Annotated in this window: 18 protein-coding genes and 1 riboswitch; of the genes, 10 read left to right on the top strand and 8 right to left on the bottom strand. The window is 69.5% G+C overall.

Translation table 11 applies throughout. The features are described from left to right. Window positions 1-26 precede the first annotated feature (26 nt). The 9 genes from katG (at window position 27) to holA (ending at window position 15,697) form a co-directional block, all read left to right on the top strand. Complete coding sequence (gene katG / locus ABT304_RS01065; protein WP_350712938.1) at window positions 27-2,177, top strand: catalase/peroxidase HPI; 2,151 nt, start codon at window positions 27-29, stop codon at window positions 2,175-2,177. A 246-nt stretch (window positions 2,178-2,423) separates the two neighbouring features. Further along, a complete protein-coding gene (locus ABT304_RS01060) occupies window positions 2,424-4,766 on the top strand; it encodes a transglycosylase domain-containing protein (RefSeq protein ID WP_350712937.1) in 2,343 nt (780 codons plus the stop codon). Window positions 4,767-4,840: 74 nt separating this feature from the next. Continuing rightward, window positions 4,841-4,954, top strand: a riboswitch (SAM riboswitch). Between the two features lie 43 nt (window positions 4,955-4,997). After that, complete coding sequence (locus ABT304_RS01055; protein ID WP_350712936.1) at window positions 4,998-6,317, top strand: aminotransferase class V-fold PLP-dependent enzyme; 1,320 nt, start codon at window positions 4,998-5,000, stop codon at window positions 6,315-6,317. A gap of 178 nt (window positions 6,318-6,495) precedes the next feature. Then, window positions 6,496-7,551, top strand: coding sequence for a lipoate-protein ligase small subunit (gene lplB, locus ABT304_RS01050; RefSeq protein ID WP_350712935.1), 1,056 nt, complete (start codon window positions 6,496-6,498; stop codon window positions 7,549-7,551). Window positions 7,552-7,997: 446 nt separating this feature from the next. Beyond that, a complete protein-coding gene (gene leuS / locus ABT304_RS01045) occupies window positions 7,998-10,481 on the top strand; it encodes a leucine--tRNA ligase (RefSeq protein WP_350712934.1) in 2,484 nt (827 codons plus the stop codon). Between the two features lie 51 nt (window positions 10,482-10,532). Beyond that, complete coding sequence (locus ABT304_RS01040; RefSeq protein ID WP_350712933.1) at window positions 10,533-11,393, top strand: DegV family protein; 861 nt, start codon at window positions 10,533-10,535, stop codon at window positions 11,391-11,393. Window positions 11,394-11,508: 115 nt separating this feature from the next. Next, window positions 11,509-12,399, top strand: a complete 891-nt coding sequence (locus tag ABT304_RS01035; RefSeq protein WP_350712932.1) for a helix-hairpin-helix domain-containing protein — start codon at window positions 11,509-11,511, stop codon at window positions 12,397-12,399. Continuing rightward, window positions 12,396-14,684: a ComEC/Rec2 family competence protein gene (locus tag ABT304_RS01030; protein ID WP_350712931.1), complete on the top strand. Its 2,289-nt coding sequence runs from the start codon at window positions 12,396-12,398 to the stop codon at window positions 14,682-14,684. Before ABT304_RS01035 ends, ABT304_RS01030 begins: the two co-directional genes overlap by 4 nt. Before the next feature lie 29 nt (window positions 14,685-14,713). Next, a complete protein-coding gene (gene holA, locus ABT304_RS01025) occupies window positions 14,714-15,697 on the top strand; it encodes a DNA polymerase III subunit delta (RefSeq protein ID WP_350712930.1) in 984 nt (327 codons plus the stop codon). 210 nt (window positions 15,698-15,907) lie between these two features. On the opposite strand, the gene rpsT is transcribed toward holA, so the two are convergent. Then, the gene (gene rpsT / locus ABT304_RS01020) at window positions 15,908-16,168 is read right to left on the bottom strand and encodes a 30S ribosomal protein S20 (RefSeq protein WP_160028162.1); all 261 of its coding nucleotides are present in this window, start codon (window positions 16,166-16,168) and stop codon (window positions 15,908-15,910) included. A 310-nt stretch (window positions 16,169-16,478) separates the two neighbouring features. On the opposite strand from rpsT, the gene ABT304_RS01015 reads away from it, so the two are divergent. Next, on the top strand, window positions 16,479-18,338 hold the full coding sequence (locus ABT304_RS01015; protein ID WP_350712929.1) for an AMP-dependent synthetase/ligase: 1,860 nt from the start codon (window positions 16,479-16,481) through the stop codon (window positions 18,336-18,338). Here ABT304_RS01015 and ABT304_RS01010 read toward each other — a convergent pair. Genes ABT304_RS01010 through ABT304_RS00980 form a run of 7 tightly spaced genes read right to left on the bottom strand, consistent with a single transcriptional unit; the run spans window position 18,323 to window position 23,816 of the window. Continuing rightward, window positions 18,323-19,267 carry a hypothetical protein gene (locus ABT304_RS01010; RefSeq protein WP_350712928.1) on the bottom strand — a complete coding sequence of 315 codons (945 nt, stop codon included), beginning with the start codon at window positions 19,265-19,267 and terminating at the stop codon, window positions 18,323-18,325. The two genes, ABT304_RS01015 and ABT304_RS01010, sit on opposite strands and share 16 nt — an antisense overlap. A gap of 56 nt (window positions 19,268-19,323) precedes the next feature. Further along, on the bottom strand, window positions 19,324-20,379 hold the full coding sequence (locus ABT304_RS01005; RefSeq protein ID WP_350712927.1) for a WD40 repeat domain-containing protein: 1,056 nt from the start codon (window positions 20,377-20,379) through the stop codon (window positions 19,324-19,326). 21 nt (window positions 20,380-20,400) lie between these two features. Then, window positions 20,401-20,898, bottom strand: a complete 498-nt coding sequence (locus ABT304_RS01000) for a DUF4919 domain-containing protein (RefSeq protein WP_350712926.1) — start codon at window positions 20,896-20,898, stop codon at window positions 20,401-20,403. Next, on the bottom strand, window positions 20,895-21,965 hold the full coding sequence (locus ABT304_RS00995; protein ID WP_160028172.1) for a hypothetical protein: 1,071 nt from the start codon (window positions 21,963-21,965) through the stop codon (window positions 20,895-20,897). Before ABT304_RS00995 ends, ABT304_RS01000 begins: the two co-directional genes overlap by 4 nt. Next, window positions 21,965-22,462: a DUF4919 domain-containing protein gene (locus tag ABT304_RS00990; RefSeq protein WP_350712925.1), complete on the bottom strand. Its 498-nt coding sequence runs from the start codon at window positions 22,460-22,462 to the stop codon at window positions 21,965-21,967. The genes ABT304_RS00995 and ABT304_RS00990 overlap by 1 nt, the downstream gene beginning before the upstream one ends. Beyond that, a complete protein-coding gene (locus ABT304_RS00985; protein WP_350712924.1) occupies window positions 22,459-23,514 on the bottom strand; it encodes a hypothetical protein in 1,056 nt (351 codons plus the stop codon). Before ABT304_RS00985 ends, ABT304_RS00990 begins: the two co-directional genes overlap by 4 nt. Next, entirely contained in the window at window positions 23,514-23,816 is a 303-nt protein-coding gene (locus ABT304_RS00980; protein WP_350712923.1) for a hypothetical protein, read from the bottom strand. Before ABT304_RS00980 ends, ABT304_RS00985 begins: the two co-directional genes overlap by 1 nt. Window position 23,817 lies beyond the last annotated feature (1 nt).

Below are 23,817 nucleotides of genomic sequence, written 5' to 3'. Positions count from 1 at the left end.
TCCGATCAGAAACGGATAGGAATCTCATGTCTGAAGAGGCCGTGAGCAAGTGCCCGGTGATGAACGCAGGCCGCGTTCACCCCACCGCCGGCAGTGCCAACCAGGAGTGGTGGCCGAACAAGCTCAACCTGAAGATTCTCGCCAAGGACGCCCCTGTGAGCGACCCGATGGGCGAGGACTTCGACTATGCGAAGGCTTTCGAGTCCCTGGACCTGCCTGCCGTCAAGGCGGACATCGCCGCGGTCATGACCGATTCCAAGGACTGGTGGCCGGCTGACTTCGGTAGCTACGCCGGGCTCTTCGTCCGGATGGCGTGGCACGCCGCCGGCACCTACCGCAGTCACGACGGTCGCGGTGGCGCCGGGCGTGGCCAGCAGCGTTTCGCGCCGCTCAACTCCTGGCCGGACAACGTCTCCCTCGACAAGGCCCGTCGTCTGCTGTGGCCGGTCAAGAAGAAGTACGGCAAGAACCTCTCCTGGGCCGATCTGATGGTCCTGGCGGGCAACGTGGCCATGGAGGAGGGCGGCTTCAAGACCTTCGGCTTCTCGGGTGGTCGCGCGGACGTCTGGGAGTCCGACGACGACATCTACTGGGGTCCGGAGAAGGTCTGGCTCGACGACGAGCGCTACACCGGCGACCGCGACCTGCAGGCGCCGCTGGCCGCTGTCCAGATGGGTCTGATCTACGTCAACCCGGAGGGCCCCAACGGCGAGCCCGACCCGATGAAGTCCGCGGTGGACATCAAGGAGACCTTCCGCCGCATGGGGATGAACTCCGAGGAGACCGTCGCCCTCATCGCCGGTGGCCACACCTTCGGCAAGACCCACGGTGCCCACCCCGACGATCTGGTCGGCCCCGACCCGGAGGCCGCGCCGCTGGAGAACCAGGGCATCGGCTGGAAGAACGGCCACGGCACCGGTGTCGGCGCGGACGCACTCACCTCGGGCCTCGAGGTCACCTGGACCTACCACCCGACCCGCTGGGACAACGAGTTCTTCCACATCCTCTACGCCTACGAGTGGGAGCTGTTCGAGTCGCCTGCCGGCGCCAAGCAGTGGCGTCCGAAGAACGGCGCGGGCTCCGACATGGTCCCCGAGGCGCACGGTGAGGGCAAGCGCGAGCCGCGCATGCTCACCTCCGACCTGGCGCTGCGGGTGGACCCGGAGTTCGACGAGATCTCCCGCCGGTTCAGGGACGACCAGGAGGCTTTCTCCGACGCGTACGCCCGTGCCTGGTTCAAGCTGACCCACCGCGACATGGGTCCGAAGAGCCGCTACGTCGGCTCCGAGGTCCCGGCCGAGGACCTGCTCTGGCAGGACCCGCTCCCGGCCGAGGGCGGCGCGACCGACGAGGCCGCGATCTCCGCAGCCAAGGCGGCCATCGCCGAGTCCGGTCTGAGCGTGCAGCAGCTGGTCTCCACCGCGTGGAAGGCGGCGGCCACGCACCGTACGTCCGACCACCGCGGTGGCGCCAACGGCGGTCGTATCCGGCTCGAGCCGCAGATCTCGTGGAAGGTCAACCAGCCCGAGGAGCTCAAGCCGGTCCTCGCGAAGTACGAGGAGATCGCGGCCGCGACCGGTGTCTCCTTCGCCGACGTGCTCGTCCTCGCCGGTGGCGTGGGCATCGAGCTGGCCGCCAAGGCCGCGGGCCAGGACGTCACGGTCCCGTTCTCCGCCGGCCGCGTCGACGCGACCCAGGAGCAGACCGATGTCGAGAACTTCGCCTGGCTCGAGCCGGTCGCCGACGGCTTCCGCAACTACGACTCCGGGTTCCTCAACCTCCCCACCGAGTTCCTGTTCCTCGACCGGGCGAGCCTCCTCGGCCTCTCGGCCCCCGAGGCCACGGTTCTGGTCGGCGGCCTGCGTGTGCTCGGCAACAACTGGGACGGCTCCGACCTCGGTGTCTTCACCAAGACCCCGGGCGTGCTGACGAACGACTTCTTCGTCAACCTGCTCGACTACGACCAGCAGTGGACCCCGTCCGCCGACGAGACGACCTACACCAGCACCAACGGCTGGACCGGTTCCCGCGTCGACCTGGTCTTCGGTGCCAACTCCGAGCTCCGCGCCCTGGCGGAGGTCTACGGTGCCGACGACGCCAAGGAGAAGTTCGTCAACGACTTCGTCAAGGCGTGGGTCAAGGTCATGGAGAACGACCGCTTCGACCTCAAGAAGTGATCTGAGGCCGTACGCCGCGGCGTACGACTGACACGGAGGCCGGCCCCTTGTGGGGTCGGCCTCCGTTGTCATACCCACCCGGGTAGGATCAACGGCCGCCGCAGTCAGTCGCCTAGGTCAGGTGGAGCAATGGAACACCGGAGCGCCGAGCCTCCGAAGGGTCCGACCGGCCCGCCGCCGTCGTGGCGACCGCCTCCTCCGCCCACCGCGCAGGGTCCTCGGATCGCGCCCGAGCCCCCTCGGGTCGTGCCCAGCCGACCGGGTGCGCGTCGGGCGGATCCCAAGCCGTCCGCGGCCCGCGACCTGCTCGCCAAGCTCGAGCCGGCCAAGGCCTGGGCAGCCGAGAGGTGGGCCACCCGGAGCACCGGATCCAGGAGCGCCGGCGGTCGTCCACCGGCCACGACCTGGCGCCGCTGGGGGAAGGTCACGGCGAAGGTGGCGCTGGTCGGGTTCCTGGCGATCGCCCTGATCGGGTCGGTGACGGCGATCGTGGCCTACAACCGGATCGCGGTGCCGGACCCCAACGCCGCGTTCGAGGTCGAGACCTCCTTCGTCTACTACGGCAACGGCAAGACCGAGCTCGGCCGCTACCAGGACGGCGACCAGAACCGGATCAAGCTCGAGGCCGACGAGATCCCGGAGACCGTCAAGCACGCCGTGGTGGCCGCCGAGGACCGTACGTTCTACGAGAACAGCGGCGTCGACGTGAAGGGCATCGTGCGGGCTGCCTTCTCCAACACCACCGAGGGCACCTCCGGCGGTGCCTCCACGATCACCCAGCAGTACGTCAAGAACTACTACCTCAGCGCCGAGCGCTCCTACTCCCGCAAGCTGAAGGAAGCGGTCATCGCCCTGAAGCTGACCAGGCAGAAGAGCAAGGACCAGATCCTCACCGACTACCTCAACACGATCTACTTCAACCGCGGCGCCTACGGCATCGAGGCGGCCGCGAAGGCCTACTTCGCGAAGTCCACCAAGGACCTCTCGCTGCGGGAGACGGTGGCGCTCGCGGCCATCCTCAACAACCCCGCCGGCTTCGACCCCGCCAGCAGCACCTTCCGTGGCGAGGAGAAGCTGCTCGGCCGCTACCAGTACGTCCTCTCCGGCATGGTCGACCTCGGCTACCTGAAGCAGGCCGACGCCGACAAGGTGAAGGACGCGCTGCCGAAGTTCCCCGCGAAGACGGTGCCGATCCGGCTCGGCGGTCAGCGCGGCCATGCGCTCACCATGATCAAGGCCGAGCTGCTCGGCCTGAAGGGCGCCGACGGCAAGCCGCTGTTCACCGAGGAGAAGATCGACAGCGGTGGCCTCCGGATCACCGCGACTCTCTCGCCCAAGGTCATGAAGGCGTCGGCGACCGCGGCCAAGACCGTGAAGCCGAAGAACCGGAAGGCGTACGTCAAGGGCGACCCCGAGCAGAAGAACGCCCTGCACGTGGCGACCGCCTCGGTCGATGTCGAGTCCGGTGCGCTGCTCGGCTTCTACGGTGGCCAGGACTACCTCGACAGCCAGCACAACTGGGCCGCGACCGGTGGTCACGCCGGGTCGACGATGAAGGCCTTCGCCACCGCGGCGGCGATCGCGAAGGGCTACTCGCTGAACTCGACGTGGGCCGGCGACTCGCCGTTCACGACCTACGCCGGCTCCGAGGTGGTCAACGAGGGTGAGCAGGCCGGGATCGCGGACGGGATGGACTACGGCCAGCACATCACCATGCTCAAGGCGATGGAGCAGTCGGTGAACACGGCCTACATCGACATGACCGAGTCGATGGGTGGCCCCGAGGAGGGCCGCAAGGCGATCTACGACACCGCGGTCGCCGCGGGGGTCGCCCCGGCGAAGGCGGACCCGAAGTTCCCGGGGATCCCCAGCACCACCACCGACTTCGACCACCAGACCGACGACCGGATCGCCCTCGGCCGCGCCAATGTCAGCCCGATCAACATGGCCAACGCCTACGCCACGATCGCCAACGGCGGCTACCGCCACGACGTACACGTGGTGAAGAAGGTCCGCGACCGCGCCGGCAACGTCCTCTACAGCTGGAACGGCCGGAAGAACGCCCGGCACGCGATCTCCGAGGACATCGCCGCCGACGTGACGTACGCGATGCAGGGTGTGGTGCAGAGCGGCTCCGGCCAGAAGGCTCAGAGCATCGGCCGCCCGGTGGCCGGCAAGACCGGGACCGGCACCTGCACCAGCGCGCAGTACGTCTGCTCGTCGTGGTTCGTCGGGTTCACCCCGCAGATCGCCACCGCCGTGCGCTACTCACGCGGCAACGGCGAGGGGAAGCTCGACGGCGGCTGGATGCCGTCCTACTTCGGCGCCGACTATCCCACCGAGACCTGGGCGGCCATCATGGCGAAGGCCATGGAGGGCAAGGAGGTCGAGAACTTCCCCGAGCCCGTCTACGTCGACGGCCAGGATCCCGAGACCGGGCACGAGGAGGAGCTGATCGCTCCGCCCGCTCCCCCGGAGGAGGACGACGGCGAGGAGTGCGACCCGGTCTCGGAGTTCTTCGGCACCTGCGAGGGTGACGGTGGGGGCGGATGGGGAGGCGGCGGCAAGCCCTGGGAAGGGCGTCCGTGATGTGAGATCAGTGTCCACTGATCGAGACGTCGAGTTGGTGGGCTGACGCGGTCTCGGGCACGATCTTCGGCGAAGGTCACGACTGCCAGCGCGAAGCCCCGGCTTGCTGGCGGGCAACCCTCCCACGCGGTGGGGTGCTCCGGGTGACGACCAGGCCCTCGCCGAGGTGGCGCGGGCAAGCGCGTGCTTCGCCGGGCAGCCCTGGGGAGCCATGACCCGAAGGGTGCCCCCATGTCCCTGCTTCCGCTCGTCGGCTCGAACACGCAGGTCCCGCTGCTGGACGGAACGACCACGACGTACGCCAACCTGGATGTCGCCGCCTCGGCACCGGCGCTGCAGAGCGTGGCCGACCGGGTGGCCGAGGTCCTGCCCTGGTACGCCTCGGTCCACCGCGGCGCCGGCTACCTGTCCCAGGTCTCGACCGCCCTCTACGAGGAGTCGCGCGCGACCATCGGCGCCTATGTCGGCGCCCGCGAGGACGACGTCACCGTCATCACCCGCAACACCACCGACTCGGTGAACCTGCTGGCCGGCTGCGTACCCGGCCGGGTGCTCGTCCTCGACATCGAGCACCACGCCAACCTGCTCCCGTGGCGCCGCGTCGAGGCCGGCGTCACCGTGGTCGCCGGCCAGAACACTCTCGCCGGCACCATCGACGCCCTCGCCGGTGAGCTGGCCCGGGGCACCTTCGCCCTGGTCGCGATCACCGGCGCCTCCAACGTCACCGGCGAGGCACTGCCGGTCGGGGAGATCGTCACCCTTGCCCACGCCCACGGCGCCCGGGTCCTCGTCGACGGCGCCCAGCTGCTCGCCCACCGCCACTTCTCGCTCGCCGCCACCGGTGCCGACTACGTCGTCCTCTCCGGCCACAAGCTCTACGCCCCCTACGGCGCCGGCGCCCTGGTCGGGCGCCGCGACTGGCTCGACGTCGGAACTCCCTATCTCGCCGGGGGAGGGGCCGTCGACGACGTCGAGGTGGGCGAAACGACGTGGCAGCCCGCCCCGGCACGCCACGAGGGCGGCACGCCCAACGTCATCGGCGCCGCCGCCCTGGCCGCTGCCTGTACGACTCTCGGCGGCCTCGAGCCCGCCGAGCTGGACCGCCACGAGGCGTCACTGAGGGGGCGTCTCGTGGCCGGCCTGTCCGAGCTGGAGGGTGTCGACGTCCTGCGCTTGTGGCCTGACTCCGAGGAGCCGGTCGGGGTCGTCACGTTCACGGTCGACGGGATCGAGCCCGGCCGGGTCGCGGCCTACCTCTCCGCCGAGCACGGCCTGGGCGTACGTGACGGCCGCTTTTGCGCCCAGCCGCTCCTCAAGCGTCTCGGGCTCACCGGCGGCGCGGTCCGCGCGAGCATCGGGATCGGCACCTCGGTCGCCGACGTGGACCGGCTGGTGGCCGGCGTACGTGCTCTTCTCGCGGGTGACGTCCGAGGCGACTACGTCCTCGTCGACGGGGCCTGGACGCTCGCCGAGGACCCGCGCCCGCTCGTAGGCCCCGCCGGCCTGACCCGTCTCGCCGACACCGCCGGCTCCTGCGGCGCGGCCGTCTGAGGAACCCCTGCCGAGGCGTCAAGTAGGTCGGCCGAAGCGTCAGTTGCGTCGGCCGAGTGGGCAGTTGGTGACGTCTCGGCCGACGGGGGCGACGTCTCGGTCGACCGGGGTGACGTCTCGGTCGACCGGGGTGACGTCTCGACGGGATGAATCGTCGCGGTCACGGCGTTGAGAGATCGTGAGCGAAAGAGTGCATGGCGAGCGGAAGGTACGCGGCGGCAAGCTGGTCGTCGTCGACGCGACAGTCTCCGCTGACACGATCATCGACGTCGTCCTCTCGGGCGACTTCTTCCTGGAACCCGACGAGGCGCTGAACTGGCTGACCGAAGCGCTGGAGGGGCAGTCGGTCGACGCCTCCCTCGACCAGCTGACCGCGGTGCTCGACGTCGCCGCCCGTGATGCCGAGCTGGTCGGCTTCGGCACCCGCGACGTCGCCCTGACGGTGCTGCGGGCGCTGGGCCGGGCCACGACCTGGGACGACCTCGACCTCGAGATCGTGGAGACCGGGCCGCTGTCGCCGCGGATGCAGATGGCGCTCGACGAGGTCATCGTCCGCCAGGTCGCCGAGGGCCGCCGCGCCCCCAACCTGAGGTTCTGGGACTGGGCCAGCAGCGCGGTCGTGATCGGCAGCTACCAGTCGATCTCCAACGAGGTCGACGAGGCCGCCGCCGAGCGTCACGGCATCGAGGTCGTACGCCGCATCTCGGGTGGCGGCGCCATGTTCATCGAGCCGGGCAACACCATCACCTACAGCCTCGCCGTCCCCGACACGCTCGTGGCCGGCATGTCCTTCCAGGAGTCTTACGCCTTCCTCGACGAGTGGGTGCTGCGCGGCCTGCGCAGCGTCGGCATCGAGGCCGCCTACGCCGGTCTCAACGACATCGCCTCGCCGGTCGGCAAGATCGCCGGCGCCGCGCAGAAGCGGATCCCCGGCGGCGTCCTGCACCACGTCACGATGGCCTACGACATCGACGCCGACAAGATGCTCGAGGTGCTCCGGATCGGCCGGGAGAAGATGTCCGACAAGGGCACTCGGAGCGCCGCCAAGCGCGTCGACCCCATCCGTTCTCAGACCGGGCTGAGCCGCAAGAAGGTCATCGACGCCCTGCTCTCGGAGTTCGAGCAGAGCTTCGGAGCGGCGTACGTCGGCCTGGATCAGGCCACGATCGACGAGGCCGCGGCGCTGGTCGAGAGCAAGCACGGGACCCCGGCCTGGCGCGCGAGAGTGCCCTAAAACTTGGACTCCGCTGCTCGGAGCGTTCCTTGGATGAGATGGGGGGGTCCTCATTCACGACCGACATCACGAGCAGCGGAGCGTCGCCAGTTTGGCACGCTCGAACTTGTCGTCGCAATAGGTGAGAGCCCCTCCGGCGATATTTTCTGTCGGTCGATCCGCAGGGCAGAACTCATGGACTATCGAAAGTGCCTTTCTAGAGGACTTCGACCCTGTCACCGGCGCCGCGCGCGGGGGTATGGCCGGGCTGCGTATGACGATGGCGGCGGTGGTCGGCTACCCTGGACACATGCAGATGTCTGTCCTGCTTCTTAGGCAGCCGCGCTGACCCTGAGGGACACACCCCGGTCACGCGGCTACCCCTCCATGTGAGGGGCCCTTCTTATTTCTAGGGATCGTTCCAGAAGCAGTCTTGACGCACGACACTCGACAAGGACGAAAGACCAATGACGCAGGAGCAGGCCGAGCACGCGACGTACGACGTCACCGAGCTGCAGGACAAGTGGCGCCCCATCTGGGAGAAGCTGGAGCCGTTCAAGGCGGGCCAGCGCGAGGGGGCCGAGAAGCGCTACGCGCTCACGATGTTCCCCTACCCGTCGGGTGACCTGCACATGGGCCACGCCGAGGTGACCGCCCTGCACGACGTGCTGGCCCGCTACTGGTGGCTGAAGGGCTTCGACGTCCTGAACCCGATCGGTTGGGACTCCTTCGGCCTGCCTGCCGAGAACGCCGCGATCAAGCGCAACGAGAACCCCGCCGGCTGGACCTACGCCAACATCGAGACCCAGGCGGAGTCGTTCAAGCGCTACGGCATCTCCTTCGACTGGTCGCGCCGTCTGCACACCTCCGACCCGGAGTACTACAAGTGGACGCAGTGGATCTTCCTGAAGCTGTACGAGGCCGGCCTGGCCTACCGCAAGAAGTCGCCGGTCAACTGGTGCCCCAACGACCAGACGGTGCTGGCCAACGAGCAGGTCGTCAACGGCGAGTGCGAGCGCTGCGGCGCGGTGGTCACCAAGCGTGACCTGACGCAGTGGTACTTCAAGACCACGGCCTACGCCGAGGAGCTCTACAACGGCCTGGACCAGCTGCAGGACACCTGGATCGGCAAGGTCGTCAACATGCAGCGCAACTGGATCGGCCGGTCCGAGGGCGCGCACGTCGACTTCGAGATCTCGCTGACCTCTGGTGAGAAGCGGACGGTGACGGTCTTCACGACCCGTCCCGACACGCTGTACGGCGCGACCTTCATGGTCGTCGCCGCCGATGCCGACCTGGCCAAGGAGATCGTGGCCCCGGAGCAGGCTGCTGCGCTGGAGGGCTACCTGGAGGACGTACGCAAGGCCTCCGACATCGACCGCCTGGCGACCGACCGTCCCAAGACCGGTGTCGACCTGGGCGTCACCGCGACCAACCCCGTCAACGGCGAGCAGATCCCGGTGTGGGCGGCCGACTACGTGCTGGCCGACTACGGCACCGGCGCCGTGATGGCCGTCCCGGCCCACGACCAGCGCGACCTGGACTTCGCCAAGGCGTTCTCGCTGCCGGTGCGCCGCGTGGTCGACGTGCCGGGCGCGGACAACCCCGAGGAGACGTTCGTCGCGACCGCGGGTGACGGTGCGTACGTGAACTCGCCGGAGCTGGAGGGCGTCGCCGACAAGGCGAGCGGCATCCACAAGATCATCGAGAAGCTGGAGGCCGAGGGCCACGGCAAGGGCACGATCAACTACCGGCTGCGTGACTGGCTGCTGTCGCGGCAGCGCTACTGGGGCGCGCCGATCCCGATCATCCACTGCCCGGTCGACGGTGAGGTGCCGGTTCCTGAGGCCCAGCTGCCGGTGCAGCTGCCGGAGCTGAAGGGCGCCGACCTGAAGCCCAAGGGCGTCTCGCCGCTGGCCGCGGCCTCGGAGTGGGTCAACGTCACCTGCCCGAAGTGTGGTGGTCCGGCCACACGTGACTCGGACACGATGGACACCTTCGTCGACTCGTCGTGGTACTTCCTGCGCTACCTGTCGCCGACCGACGAGACCCAGGCGTTCTCCTCGGAGCTGGCACGCGAGTGGGGCCCGGTCGACTTCTACCTGGGCGGCGACGAGCACGCTGTGCTGCACCTGATGTACGCCCGCTTCTTCACCAAGGCGCTGCGCGACATCGGCCTGATCGACTGGGACGAGCCGTTCTCGGCGTACCTGTCTCAGGGCAAGGTCATCAACGGTGGCAAGAAGATGTCGAAGTCGCTGGGCAACGGTGTGAACCTGTCGGACGTGCTGGAGGAGTTCGGCGTCGACGCGACCCGGCTGACGCTGGTCTTCGCCTCCCCGCCCGAGGACAACATCGACTGGGCCGACGTCTCGCCGGCGGGTTCGGTGAAGTTCCTGCAGCGAGCCTGGCGCCTGGCCGGAGACGTGACGTCGTCCCCGGGTGTCGACGTCTCCGGTGGGGACGTCGCGCTGCGGCGTACGACTCACAAGACCGTCGCCGAGGCCGAGCAGCTGATCGAGTCCTACCGGTTCAACGTGGTGGTGGCTCGGGTGATGGAGCTGGTCAACGCGACCCGGAAGGCGATCGACTCCGGTGTCGGTCCCGCCGACCCCGCCGTACGTGAGGCCGCGGAGACGGTCGCGATCCTGCTCTCGCTGGTCGCGCCCTACACCGCCGAGGAGATGTGGGAGCGTCTGGGGCACGAGCCGACGGTTGCGCGGGTTGCGTGGCCGACGGTCGAGCCCCACCTGCTCGTGGAGGACTCGGTGACGGCGGTCGTGCAGATCAAGGGCAAGGTGCGTGCGCGCCTGGAGGTCTCGCCCTCGATCTCCGAGGCCGACCTGGAGGCCGCCGCGCTGGCCGACCCGACGATCGCGGCCGCGATCGAGGGCCAGACCGTCCGCAAGGTCATCGTCCGCGCGCCGAAGCTCGTCAACATCGTCGTCTGATCGGCTCGGCTCGCGCTGTCGAGGCGATGGGTCGATCTGTAGGCTTCTGACATGGCCCGGGTAGCGATCGTGACCGACTCGACCGCGATGCTTCCATCCGATCTCGGGGATGCCACGGAGCTGATCACATCGGTGCCGTTGCAGGTGATCGTGGATGGGACGTCGTACGACGACGGGGTGGAGGAGACGTCGCCCGAGGCGCTGCTGACGGCGTTGGCGGCGCACAAGACGGTGACGACCTCGAGGCCCTCGCCGGCGCTGCTGGCGGAGGTCTACGAAAAGCTCGCGGCGCAGGGCTTCGAGGAGATCGTCTCCATCCACCTCTCCGCGGAGCTGAGTGCGACATGCGAGTCCTCGATGCTCGCGGCGCGGGAGGCTCCGGTGCCGGTGACCACCGTGGACACGCGGCAGGTCGGACCCGGGGTCGGGTTCGCGGTCCTGGCTGCCGCGGAGGTGGCCGGGCGCGGCGGAACTGCTGCCGAGGCGCGCGAGGCCGCGCTGGCGCGGGTCGCCGCCACTCGTTCCTACTTCTACGTCGACACGCTCGAGTACCTGCGCCGGGGTGGGCGGATCGGAGCCGCTGCCGCCCTGCTCGGGACGGCGCTCGCGGTCAAGCCGCTGCTCACGATCGAGGACGGGCGGGTCGTGCCGCACGAGCGGGTGCGTACGGCTGAGCGGGCGATCGCGCGGCTGCAGGCGCTCGGGGTCGAGGCGGGCGAGGACGCGGACGCCGTCGAGATCGTCGTCGCTCACCTGGGCAGCCCCGACCGGGCGGCCGCGATGAGCAAGGGACTCTCCGCCGAGCTGAACGGCAAGATCAACGGCGACGTACGCGTCGGAGTGCTGGGCGCGGTGCTCGGTGCGCATGTCGGGCCGGGGTGTGTGGCGGTCGTGGTGGGGCCCAAGCTCTGATTCTGGGCTTGATTCTGGGCCGGTTACCGTCCACAGGGACGGTTGAGGATCGGGTTCTCCACAGGCGCTGAGAACGCGCTCGGAACTGTCGGTGCGGGCGCATAGCTTCGGCGTCATGCGGACCCGACCGACCTCTGATCACGCCGACGCCGTCGCCCGGCGGCTGGAGCAGCTGCGCGCCGAGCTGGAGCCGCCGGGGGAGGAGGACGAGGGCGAGGAGGACTGGCAGCCGCCGTGGTGGGACGGGCCGAGAGCGACCGACACCGCGGAGCTGGATCCGTTGGTGCCGGTCCCGGGACGCCACGCGTCTCGGCGTCAGGTCGTGATCTCGCCTGATGCGGTGCTGCCCGAGCCGCTGCGTGGGCGGGTGAGCCTCGGCCCCTGGCATCTCGTCGTCGTCTCGCTGGTGCTGGTCGCCGGGTTGGCGGTGGCCTGCTGGTGGATGATCCGCGCCGACCCGGAGGTGGTGCCGGCCGCCCGGGCCTCGCCCTCGGCCTCCCCACTGGTCGCGCTGCCGACCGCCTCGGTGGTGCCCGGGAGCACGCCCGCGATGCCGTCGGGCGGGGCGTCGGCCGGGACGGTGACGGTCGACGTCGAGGGCAAGGTGCCGAAGCCCGGCATCGTCGTGCTGCCGGTCGGCTCCCGGGTGGTGGATGCCGTCGAGGCTGCCGGCGGGGCCTCCCACAAGCAGCTCGCCGGGCTCAACCTCGCTGCTCTGCTCAGCGACGGTCAGCAGATCGTGGTCGGTGCGCCCAACGGGGGAGGTGGCGTCGCGGCGCCCGGCTCTGGCGCCCCGGCGGCTGGTGCGCCAGGGGCGGGGGTGAGCCTCAACTCCGCCTCGTTGGAGGAGCTGGAGACGTTGCCCGGAGTGGGGCCGGTGACAGCGCAGGCGATCATCGACTGGCGCACCACCAACGGCGCGTTCACCTCCGTCGACGAGCTGCTCGAGGTCGACGGGATCGGACCGAAGACCTACGACTCGCTGGCACCGCTGGTCACGTTGTGAACGACCTGCGGCTGCCGCTTCTCGGAGCCGGTGCGTGGGCGGGGGCGTTGGCCGGGCCGGTGGTGGTGGCCGGCGGACGGTCCGATGTGGTTCTGCTCGTGCTCCTCGCCGCGTTCCTCGGCATCGGCGGTGGATGGGCCGTTCGGAAGCGCTGCCCGACGGCGCTGGCGTTGGCACTGATGGTCGCCGGAACCGCCGTCGTCGCGGGGCTGCACGCCGCCCGGGTCAGCGACAACCCGGTGGCGGACCTGGCCGCGCGCAAGGCGCAGGTGCGGGTGGTCGCCACCGTCACCACCGACCCGAAGGAGGTGACAGGTCAGCACAGGACGTACCAGCTCCGGCGCGCCAGCGTGCGAGAGATCAGGGGCCGCGGGGTGGTCTACCGGCTGCGTACGCCGGTGGTCGTGCTCGGCGGCGACGCCTGGGCAGACATTCCGCTCGGGGCGACGGTGTCGACGACCGGCCGCCTGGGGGACAGCGACTCGCACGAGGAGTCGGCGCTGCTGATCGCGGGGCAGCCGCGAGTCGTCGCGGGTCCGGGGATCTGGTGGCGAGCCTCCGAGAAGCTGCGTGGCTCGATCCGGGATGCGGTGGCGCACCGGCCAGCGGACCAGGCGGCATTGGTTCCGGCGCTGGTCGACGGTGACGACACCGGTCTCTCCGACGACCTCGCGGACGACTTCCGCACGACCGGTCTGACCCACCTGCTCGCGGTCTCCGGCACCAACCTGACCCTGGTGGTGGGATTCCTGCTCATCGTCGCGCGCTGGGCCGGGGTGCGGGGGAGAGGGCTGTACGCCGTCGGGGTGCTCGGCATCCTCGGGTTCATCGTGCTCGCCCGCACCGAGCCGAGCGTGGTGCGAGCGGCCGCGATGGGTGCGGTCGGACTGCTGGCGATGACGCACAACGGACGCCAGCGAGCGCTGCGCGGGCTCGGTGCGGCGGTGATCGGGCTGCTGCTGATCGACCCCGGGCTGGCGACCTCGATCGGGTTCACCCTCTCGGTCCTGGCCACGGCCGGCATCCTGCTCTTCGGGCCACCGTGGCGCGACGCTCTGCGGCGTTGGATGCCGCAGTGGTGTGCGGAGGCGATCGCGGTCCCGGCAGCGGCCCAGCTGGCCTGCACTCCGGTGGTCGCCGCCATCTCCGGCCAGGTCAGCCTGGTCGCGGTGCTTGCCAACCTGCTGGTCGAGCCCGCCGTCGCGCCGGCGACGGTGCTCGGTCTCCTGGGAGGTGTGCTCGGGCTGGTGTGGGATCCGCTCGGCATGGTCGCGGGCACGATCGCGACGTGGTGCGTCGCCTGGATCATCGCGGTCGCCCGCTTCGGTGCCGGGCTGCCGACCGCGGAGGTCGGCTGGGCGACCGGGCCGCTGGCCCTGGCGGTGCTCGTGGTCGTCTGTGTCGCCATCGCCTTCCTGGGGCCGCGGATCCTGCGGCATCCGGTCACCGGGTTGGCCGGATGCCTGGTGCTGCTCGCGGTCGCGCTGGTGCGGCTGCCGACCCCGGGATGGCCGCCGCCGGGATGGGTGCTCGTGATGTGCGACGTAGGACAGGGTGACGCGCTGGTGGTGCACACCGGGCCGGGGAGTGCCGTCGTGGTGGATGCCGGCCCCGATCCGGACCTCGTCGACGACTGTCTCGACCGCCTCGAGATCGAAGACGTTCCGCTCGCCGTGATCACCCACTTCCACGCCGACCACGTCAACGGCGTCGAGGGCGTCTTCGCCGGCCGCCGGGTCGGGGAGCTGTGGACCTCGCGGCTCCAGGACCCGCCCGAGGGCGTACGCGTCCTCGGGGAGACCGCCGGTGCGGCCGGGGTGGTGCCGGTTCCGGCTCCCTACGCGGCCACGACCACCGTCGGTGAGGTGCGGATCCAGGTGCTCTGGCCGACGGGCGAGTCCGACACCCGCGGCCCCGGCGACGGCTCCACCGCCAACGACGCGAGCGTGGTTCTTCTCGTCGAGTCCCGAGGCCTGCGTCTGCTGTTGACCGGCGACATCGAGCCGGAGGGTCAGGACCGGCTCGCCGACGACCTGGCCGAGCTCGACATCGACGTGCTCAAGGTGCCCCACCACGGCTCGCGCTATCAGGACCTCGACTGGCTGCGTACGCTGCAGGCGCAGGTCGCTCTCGTCCCGGTCGGTGCCGGCAATGACTACGGCCACCCGGCCACCGCCACGGTCCAAGGGCTCGCGGAGAGCGGCACCAAGGTCTACCGCACCGACCGCGACGGCTCGGTCGCGGTCGTCGAGTCGGGAGGTGAGGCCGCCGTGGTGACGCGATAAGTGTCGGTGCCGTGTGGGAGGGTTTGAGCATGGCACGCACCGCCTCCGCACCGAGCCCCACCGGCAACCTCTCGGCCTCCGACGTCCTGGGTCGGGTGACGCTGGTGACCGGCAAGGAGGAGTTCCTGGGGGAGCGTACGGTCGCGGCCGCGAAGGCAGCGGTCAAGGCCTACGACGCCGAGGCTGAGATCTCCGAGGCGACCGCTGCCGACCTGACGCTGGCGACGCTCGGCGAGCTGAGCGCACCGTCGCTCTTCTCGAGCATCAGGTGCGTCGTCGTCCGGAACCTCGAGAACCTGCCGGACGAGTCGGTGGCGGGCCTGATGGACTATGCCGGGATGCCCGCGGAGGAGGTCGCGCTCGTCCTCGTCCACGGTGGTGGGCAGAAGGGCAGCGGCACGCTCGCCAAGCTCCGCAAGCTCCCGAAGGTGACCGAGCACAAGTCAGTCGAGCTGAAGGCGCGTGAGTTCGGCAGCTTCGTGAAGGCCGAGGTGCGGCTGCACGGCGGGAGTATCGACGAGGAGGGCGCCGACTTCCTGATCCAGGCGGTCGGTCAGGATCTCCGCGCCCTGTCGGCGGCGGCAAGCCAACTCGCCTCCGACAACGAGGCGAAGCGGCTCGGCCTGGAGCACGTGAAGCAATACTTCGGTGGCCGCGCCGAGGTGAAGAACTACGTGATCGCGGACGCGATCATCTCCGGCGACCGGGTCAAGGCCCTCGAGGAGATCCGCTGGGCGCTCGACACCGGCTCCTCCCCGGTCTACGTCCTCTCCGCCGTCGCAGGGCAGTTGCGCACGGTCGCCAACCACGTCGCCGGGATCCGCGACAGCGGCACCCCGCCCTGGAAGCAGAAGTCCATCGCCGGCCTCGCCCGCGGCTGGTCCCGCGAAGGCATCGGCGAGGCTCTCCGCTCGGTCGCCCGAGCCGACGCCGACCTCAAGGGCGCCGCCAGCGACCCGGCGTACACGCTCGAGCGCCTCGTCCTCACGATCGCCGCTCTCCGTCAGCGCTGACCCCGCCGAGGCGTCACCCCGGTCGGTCGAGACGTCACCCCGGTCGGTCGAGGCGTCAGTCCGGTCGGTCGAGACGGCAGCTAAGTGACGTCTCGGCCGACGTGAGTGACGCCTCGGCCGACGTGAGTGACGCCTCGGCCGACGTGAGTGACGCCTCGGCAAATGCGAAAGCCCCCGTCGCGGAGGACGGGGGCTTCGGTGGGGCTTACCTCAGAGGGAGGCAGCCTTCTTGGCGATCGCCGACTTGCGGTTGGCGGCCTGGTTCTTGTGGATGACGCCCTTGGAGGCGGCCTTGTCGAGCTTCTTGGCGACGACCTTGGCGGTCTCGACCGCCGCGTCCTTCTCGCCGGCCTCAGCGGCGGCGTGGAACTTGCGGATGACGGTCTTGAGCTCGCTCTTGACGGCCTTGTTCCGCTCGTGCGCCTTCTCGTTCTGCTTGTTGCGCTTGATCTGCGACTTGATGTTCGCCATGGGTGAATGATCTCCAGTGCTTCGACGTGTGGTGGTGCGAGCTCTCAATCCGGCCCCTCGGGGAAATGAGAGGGGAGAGGCCTACGCGAACACGCTTGCGGTCAAGATTACAGACTCGCGTCGTTTGGCCTCAAATCGCCGTACCTCCCGTAGCTACTCCGGGGTAGGCTGTGGTGATCTCGGTCACGAGATTTCCGGCGGAACCCCCTGTTGCGGCTCGGCTCCAGCGTCTAGGGTCCCCCGCGCGGTCCCTCTCGTGCTAACCGCCCACCGTTCACCCCCCACGCACACACTGCAGGCCAGGAGAATCATGCCGACCCAGTCCGCGATCGATCTCGCATTCCTCGACGAGATGCCGGCGAACTTCGCCCTTCACTTCCTCAACCGGGTCAAGGCGACCCCGAATGCGGAAGCGTTCCGCTATCCCGTGGTCGGCTCGACGACCGAGGCAGGCGGAGAGGAGTGGAAGTCGCTGACCTGGAAGGAGGCCAGCGACCTGGCCAGCCGCCTCGCCGCGGGCCTCGTCTCGCTCGGCCTCGAGCTCGAGCAGCGGGTCGGCATCGCCTCGACCACCCGCTACGAGTGGATCATCGCCGACCTCGCGGTGATGCTCGCCGGTGGCGCCACCACGACGGTCTACCCGACGACCAACGTCGACGACACCGCCTACATCCTCGGTGACGCCGAGTGCCGCTTCGTCTTCGCCGAGGACGACGGTCAGCTCGCCAAGATCGCCGAGAGGGCCGCCGACCTGCCCGAGATCGTCAAGGTGATCACCTTCGACGGTCAGACCGACGGCGAGCGGGTCATCGGTCTGGACGACCTCGCGGCCATCGGCGACAAGTACCTCGCCGACCACCCGGACGTGATCGAGGAGACCGCGGCCAAGATCACCCCGGACCACCTGGCCACGCTGGTCTACACCTCCGGCACCACCGGCCGGCCGAAGGGCGTACGCCTGCTCCACCGCGCCTGGGTCTACGAGGGCGAGGTGTTCCGGGCCAAGGGCGACGTGCTCGGCCCCGACGACCTGCAGTTCCTGTGGCTGCCGATGTCGCACGTCTTCGGCAAGGTGCTGCTCTCGGTCCAGATCGCCTGCGGCTTCCCGACCGCGATCGACGGCCGGATGGACAAGATCGTCGACAACCTGGCGATCGTGAAGCCGACCTTCATGGGTGCCGCCCCGCGCATCTTCGAGAAGGTGCACGCCAGGATCACGATGATGGTCGAGAACGACGGTGGTGTGAAGAAGAAGCTCTTCGACGCCGCCTTCGCCAACGGCATCGCCCGCGACCGGCTGCTGCGCGAGGGCAAGTCCGTGCCGACCTCGATGGCGCTCAAGCACGCCGTGCTCGACAAGCTGGTGCTCAGCAAGGTGCGTGAGCGCTTCGGTGGCCGCGTACGGTTCTTCATCTCCGGCTCGGCTCCGCTCAACCGCGAGATCGCCGAGTGGTTCCGAGCCGCGGGGATCCTGATCATGGAGGGCTACGGCTCGACCGAGAACGCCGCGGGCGCGTCCGTCGGCACCCTGACGGAGAACAAGCTCGGCACCGTCGGCAAGGCGTTCCCGGGCAGCGAGGTGAAGATCGGCGAGAACGACGAGCTGCTCATCCGCGGCCCGCACGTGATGCCGGGCTACCACAACCTGCCCGAGGAGACCGCCAAGGCGCTCGACGCCGAGGGCTGGTACCACACCGGTGACAAGGCCTCGATCGACGACGAGGGCTACATCACCATCACCGGCCGGATCAAGGAGCTCTTCAAGACCTCGGGCGGGAAGTACGTCGCGCCGCCGGCGATCGAGTCGAAGTTCGCCGCGCTGTGCCCCTACACCAGCCAGTTCCTGGTCTTCGGTGCCAACCGCAACTTCGTCAGCGCCCTGATCGCCCTCGACCCCGAGTCGATCACCGCCTGGGGCGCCTCCCACGGTCTGGAGGGGAAGTCGTACGAGGAGATCGTCACCTCGCCGCAGGTGCGTGAGCTGATCGGAGGCTACGTCGACGAGCTCAACGCCGGCCTCAACCGCTGGGAGACCATCAAGAAGTGGGAGATCCTCGAGCACGACCTGACCGTCGAGAGCGGTGAGCTCACCCCGTCGCTGAAGGTGAAGCGCAACGTCGTCGAGGCGAAGGAGCAGGCGCGGATCGACGCGTTCTACGCCGGGTCCTGATCCCACCGCCGGCGCTCCGCCAGCCAGTCCAGACACACCTCGCCCTGCCACCGCTGCATCCTGCGGAGGTGGGGCGAGGTCGTCTTGACCGGCTGGTCGGCGGCGGCCAGGAAGTAGCCGGCGAAGAGGGCCAGGACGGAGTCGATGGCCTCCGGTGCGGCCTGCGACAGCAGCGGATGGGTGGCCAGGATCGACTCGACGTCGAGGCCGTCACCGCGTGGTCCGACCAGCAGCAGGAGCGAGTCGATCCAGTCGGCGCCGAGGACCGGCCAGGTCCACTCGACCAGCAGCACGCCGCCGTCGGGGCGGATGCGGATGGTGTCGTCGCGTACGTCCAGGTGGACCAGCGTCTCGCCGGCGGTGTGCTCCGCGAACCCTGCGGCGATCTCGGCCGCCCGGTCGGCGTGCGGGTAGCCGGCGACCCGGTCCCACAAGCCGGGGTACGAGGCGTGCTCCTCGGCGAAGGTCGGCCAGCCGATGCCCGGGGCCGGGGTGAGGGCGGCGGCGGTCTCGACCAGCGCCTGGGAGACGACCTCGAGGTCCGCGGGAGTCCAGGGCCGTGACGGCAGCCGCGACTCGATGTGCTCGAAGGCCAGGACGACCCACTCGCCGTCGTCGAACCATCTCAGCTTCGGGGCGGGGACCCAGCCGGCGAGCTTCTTCAGCTTCGCGGCCTCCTCCCGGTAGAGCGCGGCGGAGTCGCGCTGCGCCTTGGCGGAGGCCGCCTTCACGAAGTGCTGAGATCCGTCCTGGCAGGTCAGCATCGAGGCGAACCCCGGCGTGAACCCGGCCCCGTGCGACTCCGCCGAGACCACCGGCCCACCGCCGAGGCGCTTCTCGATCGAGGACCGCAGGAACGGGGGCAGGTGCGGCCACTCCAGGCGGCGGGCGGTCTGCCCGTGCGGGATGTTCGTCGGGATCGCGCTCACGACCACATCCTTGTGTACGCCGGCCACGAAGCGCCAGCGCACCACGGCACGGGAAGCTAGGACATCGGCGGCTGGTCGAGCTGTGCGGCGGGCTTGCCCGTGGCGATGTCCCAGGCGGCGATGCCCTCCTCGGCCGACGCGGTGTAGAGAGTCTTCCCGTCGGGGCTGAAGATCACGTTCGAACCCGGCACCGCGGACCGGACGAGGTCACGGGACTCGCCCGTACCGCCCAGCGCCTTCGGTGCCCACAGGACCAGCTCGGCATCGGCGGAGGCGCTCGTGACAGCCAGCGTGCGAGAGTCGGGGGAGAAAGCGACGGCGCCGACCGGGTGATCAGGTAGCGTCTCGACGGCCTCGAGCGTCTCGGCGTCCCAGATCGTGGGGTAGCCCTCGGTGGTGGCGCCGGCGATCCAGCGGCCGTCCGGGCTCCAGACCGGGTCAGCTACGTTCGCGGCCACGAGGGTGCCGACCTCATCGCCCGATTCGGCCTCGAGGATCGAGACGCTGTCGCCGGAGGCGACCGCCACCTGCTTGCTGTCGGGGCTGAACGCGATCGATCCGACACCGTTGCCGAGATCGGTGCTCGCCACCTCGTCGCCGTCCTCGACCGACCAGACGATCAGGTCGCCCTCGAGTCCGGCGCCGGCGACGAACCGACCGTCAGGACTGAACGCGATCTCGCCGACCGGGCTGGCGTCGGTGACCTGCGGGTTCGGCAGGCCCTCGAGCCGCTGGACCTGCTTGTCGCCGTCCACCTCGACCAGCGCGATGTCCGAGCAGCCGACCTTCCGCGCGACGAGCGTGAGGTCGGGGCTGATGGCGCCATAGCCGGTGTCGGAGATCGTCTCGTACGCACCACCGGCGGCGTTCCAGCGGCAGGTGCCGTCGGTGCAGCTGGCCACGACGTACTTCCCGTCGGGGTCGGTGACCAGCGAGCCGGCGTCGACCCGCGACGGCATGACCGCGGCGGCCAGGCTGATCGTGCCGCCGGACGTCCCGAGCGCGGAGATGTCGCAGCCGTCCTGGTCGGGGTCGCCGGCGCACCCGGCCAGGAGCGCGGCGGCGAGCACGCCGATGAGCGGGACGCTGAGGACGTACGTTCGGGGTTTCATCGGTCCTTCTGGAGAGATCGGTCAGGCGAACGAGGACACGTCGAAGTAGGCGACGGTGCCGTCCGTGCAGGTGAGGCGGTCGAGTCGACGGCCCCCGGTCTCGACGAGGTCCTGGCGGTCCCGGACCTTGTCGAGGGCTCGGAGCATGTCGTACTCGTCGTTGATACGCAGCACCGACCACGGATGTTGCTCGCTGCCGTCGCCGGTGGAGCGGATGCTGCGCAGCGCGGCACCGGCGACCTGCCGCTCGCGGGCGGCGGCCCGGCCCTCGCCGGACTGCTCCAGCGCGGTGGCCATCCGCAGGTGGACCGAGGGGCTGAAGATCGCCCCCGGCATGGCCCGCCGAAGCTCGGCGGCGGCCGCGGCGTACGACCCCTCGGCGAGCAGCCTGTCGACCGAGTCGAGGTCGAGATCGGCGGTGAAGTTGGCCGCGCCGCGGACGGCGCGGCGAAGCGGCCCGAGGGTCTCGGGACCAGGGTCGTCGAGGTAGGCGGAGACCAGGTCGGCGTACGTCGTCATCGGGACTCCTCCAGGAGCCGGTTGAACTCCTCCTCGGTGAGGTTGTTCAGGTAGTCACGGCCGGAGTTGCGGGCGTCGGTCTCGACGGGCTGGTTGTAGTACTCGTCGAAGGAGTCGCCGTTGTCGGTGCTCTTGTAGTCGTCGAAGTTCTCCTCCCACTCCTCGGCCTGCTCCTCGGTGATCCCGTCTTCCTTGTGCTCGTCGAAGGGGTCGTCCTCCCACCAGAACTGCCAGTCGTTCTTGTCGTCGATGGCCTCGTGCTGGCGACCGTGACGGACCTCGTGGGCGACGGTGTTGATCAGCTGGCCGGGGTCGTCGAGCACGTTGGGGTTGAGCGCCATCGTGGGCTCTTCGTCGTTCCAGTAGCCGTAGGTGATGCTGCCGTCGCTCCAGTCGTCGTTCTCCAGATCGGACCAGTCGATGGTGGGCATGTCGACGCCGCTCTCCTCGGCGATCTTCTTGACCATCTCCTCGAGCACGGCCTTGCGCTCCTCGATGGTGAGCGTCTCCCACTTCTCCGCGATGGCCGGGTCGATGTTGCCGTACTCGTCGCCCTGCTCGTTGATGCCGGTCGGCAGGCCGCGGGCGAGGATCGCGTCGACGCCGACGGCCTTGGCGAGGGCCTTCTCGATCTCGTCGGCGATCTCCTGGGCGATGTTCTGACGGCTGCTGCTCCACTCCTCGGCCTCGAAACGGCTCTTGAAGGTCGGCGGGGTGGCGGTGCTGGTCACCGTGCCGTCGTCGCTGACGGTGAACTCGTTGGTCTTGGCCCGGTCGAGGATCCCGGCGACGAGGCGCTCGATCGCCTCCACCTCGGGCTCGGCGGTGTAGAGCGCCTTCTGCATCTCCTGCTTGGCGGTGATGTGGCTGCTGAGGCTCTTGACCAGGCCGTCGCGATGCCCTCGGGCGGCGTCGGCGGCCACCCCGGTCCAGGACTTGGCCACGCCGTTGGCCTCGAGCTCGTCGCGGCTGGTCTCCAGCTTGCGGAGGTCGGCCTTGAGCCCGTCGCCGGCGTCACCCAGCGGCGCGGCTTTCCAGGTCTTGACCTGGCCGAACGTGATCGCCATCAGACGAGCGCGGTCGCGTCGAAGTGGACGAGGGTCCCGTCGGTGCAGGTGTGGCGGTCGATACGCCGCCCGTCGGCCTCCAGGAGATCCTGGCGGCCGGGGACCTTCTTCAGGGCGCGGAGCAGGTCGTACTCGTCGTTGATCCGCAGCACCGTCCAGGGATGCTCCAGGGTGCCGTCGCCGGTCGCCCGGATGCTCCGCAGCGCAGCGCTGGCGACCTGACGCTCGCGAGCCGCTGAGCGCTCCTCACCGGAGCGCTCCAGGGCGGTCGCCAGGCGCAGGTGGGCGGACGGGCTGAAGATCGCCCCGGGCATGAGTGCCCGCAGCGCGGTCGCGGCCTCGGCGTAGGCGCCCTCGTCGAGCAGCTTGTCGACGGTGCTGAGGTCGAGGTCGACGGTGAAGTTGGCGGAGCTGCGGACCGCGCGGCGCAGCGGCGCCAGCGTCTCGGGGCCGGGGGCGTCGAGGTAGGCGGTGACCAGGTCGGCGTACGTCGTCATTTCGACTCCTTCAGGAGACGGTCGAGCTCAGCGGCGGTCAGGTTGTCGAGATATTCGCGACCGGACTTGCGGGCGTCGGCCTCGACGGGCTGGTTGTAGTACTCCTCGTACGTGTCGCCGTTGTCGGTGCTCTTGTAGTCGTCGAAGTTCTCCTCCCAGTCCTCGGCCTGCTCCTCGGTGATCCCGTCTTCCCTGTGCTCGTCGAAGGGGTCGTCCTCCCACCAGAACTGGAAGTCGTTGTTGTCCTCGATCGCCTCGTACTGCCGGGCATGGCGCATCTCGTGAGCCACGGTGTGCAGGATGTCGGGATTGTCGACATTGCCCGGATTGAGGTGCACGGTGTGGTCGTCCTCGCTCCAGTAGCCGTTGGTGCTGCCCTGGGCGTCCCAGACGATGTCCTCGACATCGACGCCGTACTCCTCGGCGAGCTCCTCGATCTTCTGGTCGATGATCGCCTTGCGCTCGGCATCGGTGAGTTGGGCCCAGCGCTCGGTCACCTCGGGGGAAGCCAGGCCGCGCTCGTCACGGGTGTGATCGAGATCCTTGTCCGTGCCGGTCGGGATGCCGTCGGTGAGGATCTGGTCCACACCGGCCGCCTTGGCGAGGGCGTCGGTGATGTCGTCGGCGATCTCCTGCGCGACGAACTGACGGCTGCTGCTCCATTCCTCGGCCTCGAAACGGCTCTTGAACGTCGGCGGCGTGGCGGTGCTGGTCACCGAGCCGTCGTCACCGACGGTGAACTCGTTGGTCTTGGCCCGGTCGAGGATCCCGGCGACGAGACGCTCGATGGCCTCGACCTCGGGCTCGGCGGCGTAGAGCGCCTTCTGCATCTGCTGCTTGCCGGTGATGTGGCCGCTCAGCTGCTTGACCAGCGTGTCGCGGTGGCCGCGGGCGGCGTCGGCGGCCGCACCGGTCCAGGACTTGGCCACGCCGTTGGCCTCGAGCTCGTCGCGGCTGGTCTCCAGCTTGCGGAGGTCTGCCTTGAGTCCGTCGCCGGCGTCACCCAGTGGTGCTGCCTTCCAGGTCTTGACCTGGCCGAACTTGATCGCCATCAGTTCGGGCCCATGACCTTTCCACCCTTGTCGCCGGCGGCCTGGTCAGCGGCCTCGAACTCGTCGAGAGCCTTCTGCATCTCCGCGGCGAGCTTCTGAGAGCTGTCGGCCGCGGCCTTCGTCTCATCGGTCCAGCGGGTGCCGAGATCGGACATGTAGCCGACCGACTCCGCCCCTGGGACCGCAGCGCCCGCCTTGCTCAGATAGCCGGCGGAATCGGCTTTGCGTACGGCGCTCTCGGCGTCCGTGGCGATGCCGATGGATGTCTTCATGTCCTTGGGGACGACATGAATTTCGCTCATG

The organism is Nocardioides sp. NPDC000445 (assembly GCF_040300245.1).
Classification (GTDB): domain Bacteria; phylum Actinomycetota; class Actinomycetes; order Propionibacteriales; family Nocardioidaceae; genus Nocardioides.
The sequence above is the reverse complement of the archived record's forward strand: the minus strand, read 5'-3'. Positions and strand labels throughout refer to the sequence as shown.

What these genes read in the sequence shown, in the direction of transcription:
- katG (WP_350712938.1), top strand. Translation starts at nt 27, where the DNA reads ATGTCTGAAGAGGCCGTGAGCAAGTGCCCGGTGATGAACGCAGGCCGC.
- ABT304_RS01055 (WP_350712936.1), top strand. Translation starts at nt 4,998, where the DNA reads ATGTCCCTGCTTCCGCTCGTCGGCTCGAACACGCAGGTCCCGCTGCTG.
- leuS (WP_350712934.1), top strand. Translation starts at nt 7,998, where the DNA reads ATGACGCAGGAGCAGGCCGAGCACGCGACGTACGACGTCACCGAGCTG.
- ABT304_RS01040 (WP_350712933.1), top strand. Translation starts at nt 10,533, where the DNA reads ATGGCCCGGGTAGCGATCGTGACCGACTCGACCGCGATGCTTCCATCC.
- ABT304_RS01035 (WP_350712932.1), top strand. Translation starts at nt 11,509, where the DNA reads ATGCGGACCCGACCGACCTCTGATCACGCCGACGCCGTCGCCCGGCGG.
- holA (WP_350712930.1), top strand. Translation starts at nt 14,714, where the DNA reads ATGGCACGCACCGCCTCCGCACCGAGCCCCACCGGCAACCTCTCGGCC.
- rpsT (WP_160028162.1), bottom strand. Translation starts at nt 16,168, where the DNA reads ATGGCGAACATCAAGTCGCAGATCAAGCGCAACAAGCAGAACGAGAAG.
- ABT304_RS01015 (WP_350712929.1), top strand. Translation starts at nt 16,479, where the DNA reads ATGCCGACCCAGTCCGCGATCGATCTCGCATTCCTCGACGAGATGCCG.
- ABT304_RS01005 (WP_350712927.1), bottom strand. Translation starts at nt 20,379, where the DNA reads ATGAAACCCCGAACGTACGTCCTCAGCGTCCCGCTCATCGGCGTGCTC.
- ABT304_RS01000 (WP_350712926.1), bottom strand. Translation starts at nt 20,898, where the DNA reads ATGACGACGTACGCCGACCTGGTCTCCGCCTACCTCGACGACCCTGGT.
- ABT304_RS00995 (WP_160028172.1), bottom strand. Translation starts at nt 21,965, where the DNA reads ATGGCGATCACGTTCGGCCAGGTCAAGACCTGGAAAGCCGCGCCGCTG.
- ABT304_RS00990 (WP_350712925.1), bottom strand. Translation starts at nt 22,462, where the DNA reads ATGACGACGTACGCCGACCTGGTCACCGCCTACCTCGACGCCCCCGGC.
- ABT304_RS00985 (WP_350712924.1), bottom strand. Translation starts at nt 23,514, where the DNA reads ATGGCGATCAAGTTCGGCCAGGTCAAGACCTGGAAGGCAGCACCACTG.
- ABT304_RS00980 (WP_350712923.1), bottom strand. Translation starts at nt 23,816, where the DNA reads ATGAGCGAAATTCATGTCGTCCCCAAGGACATGAAGACATCCATCGGC.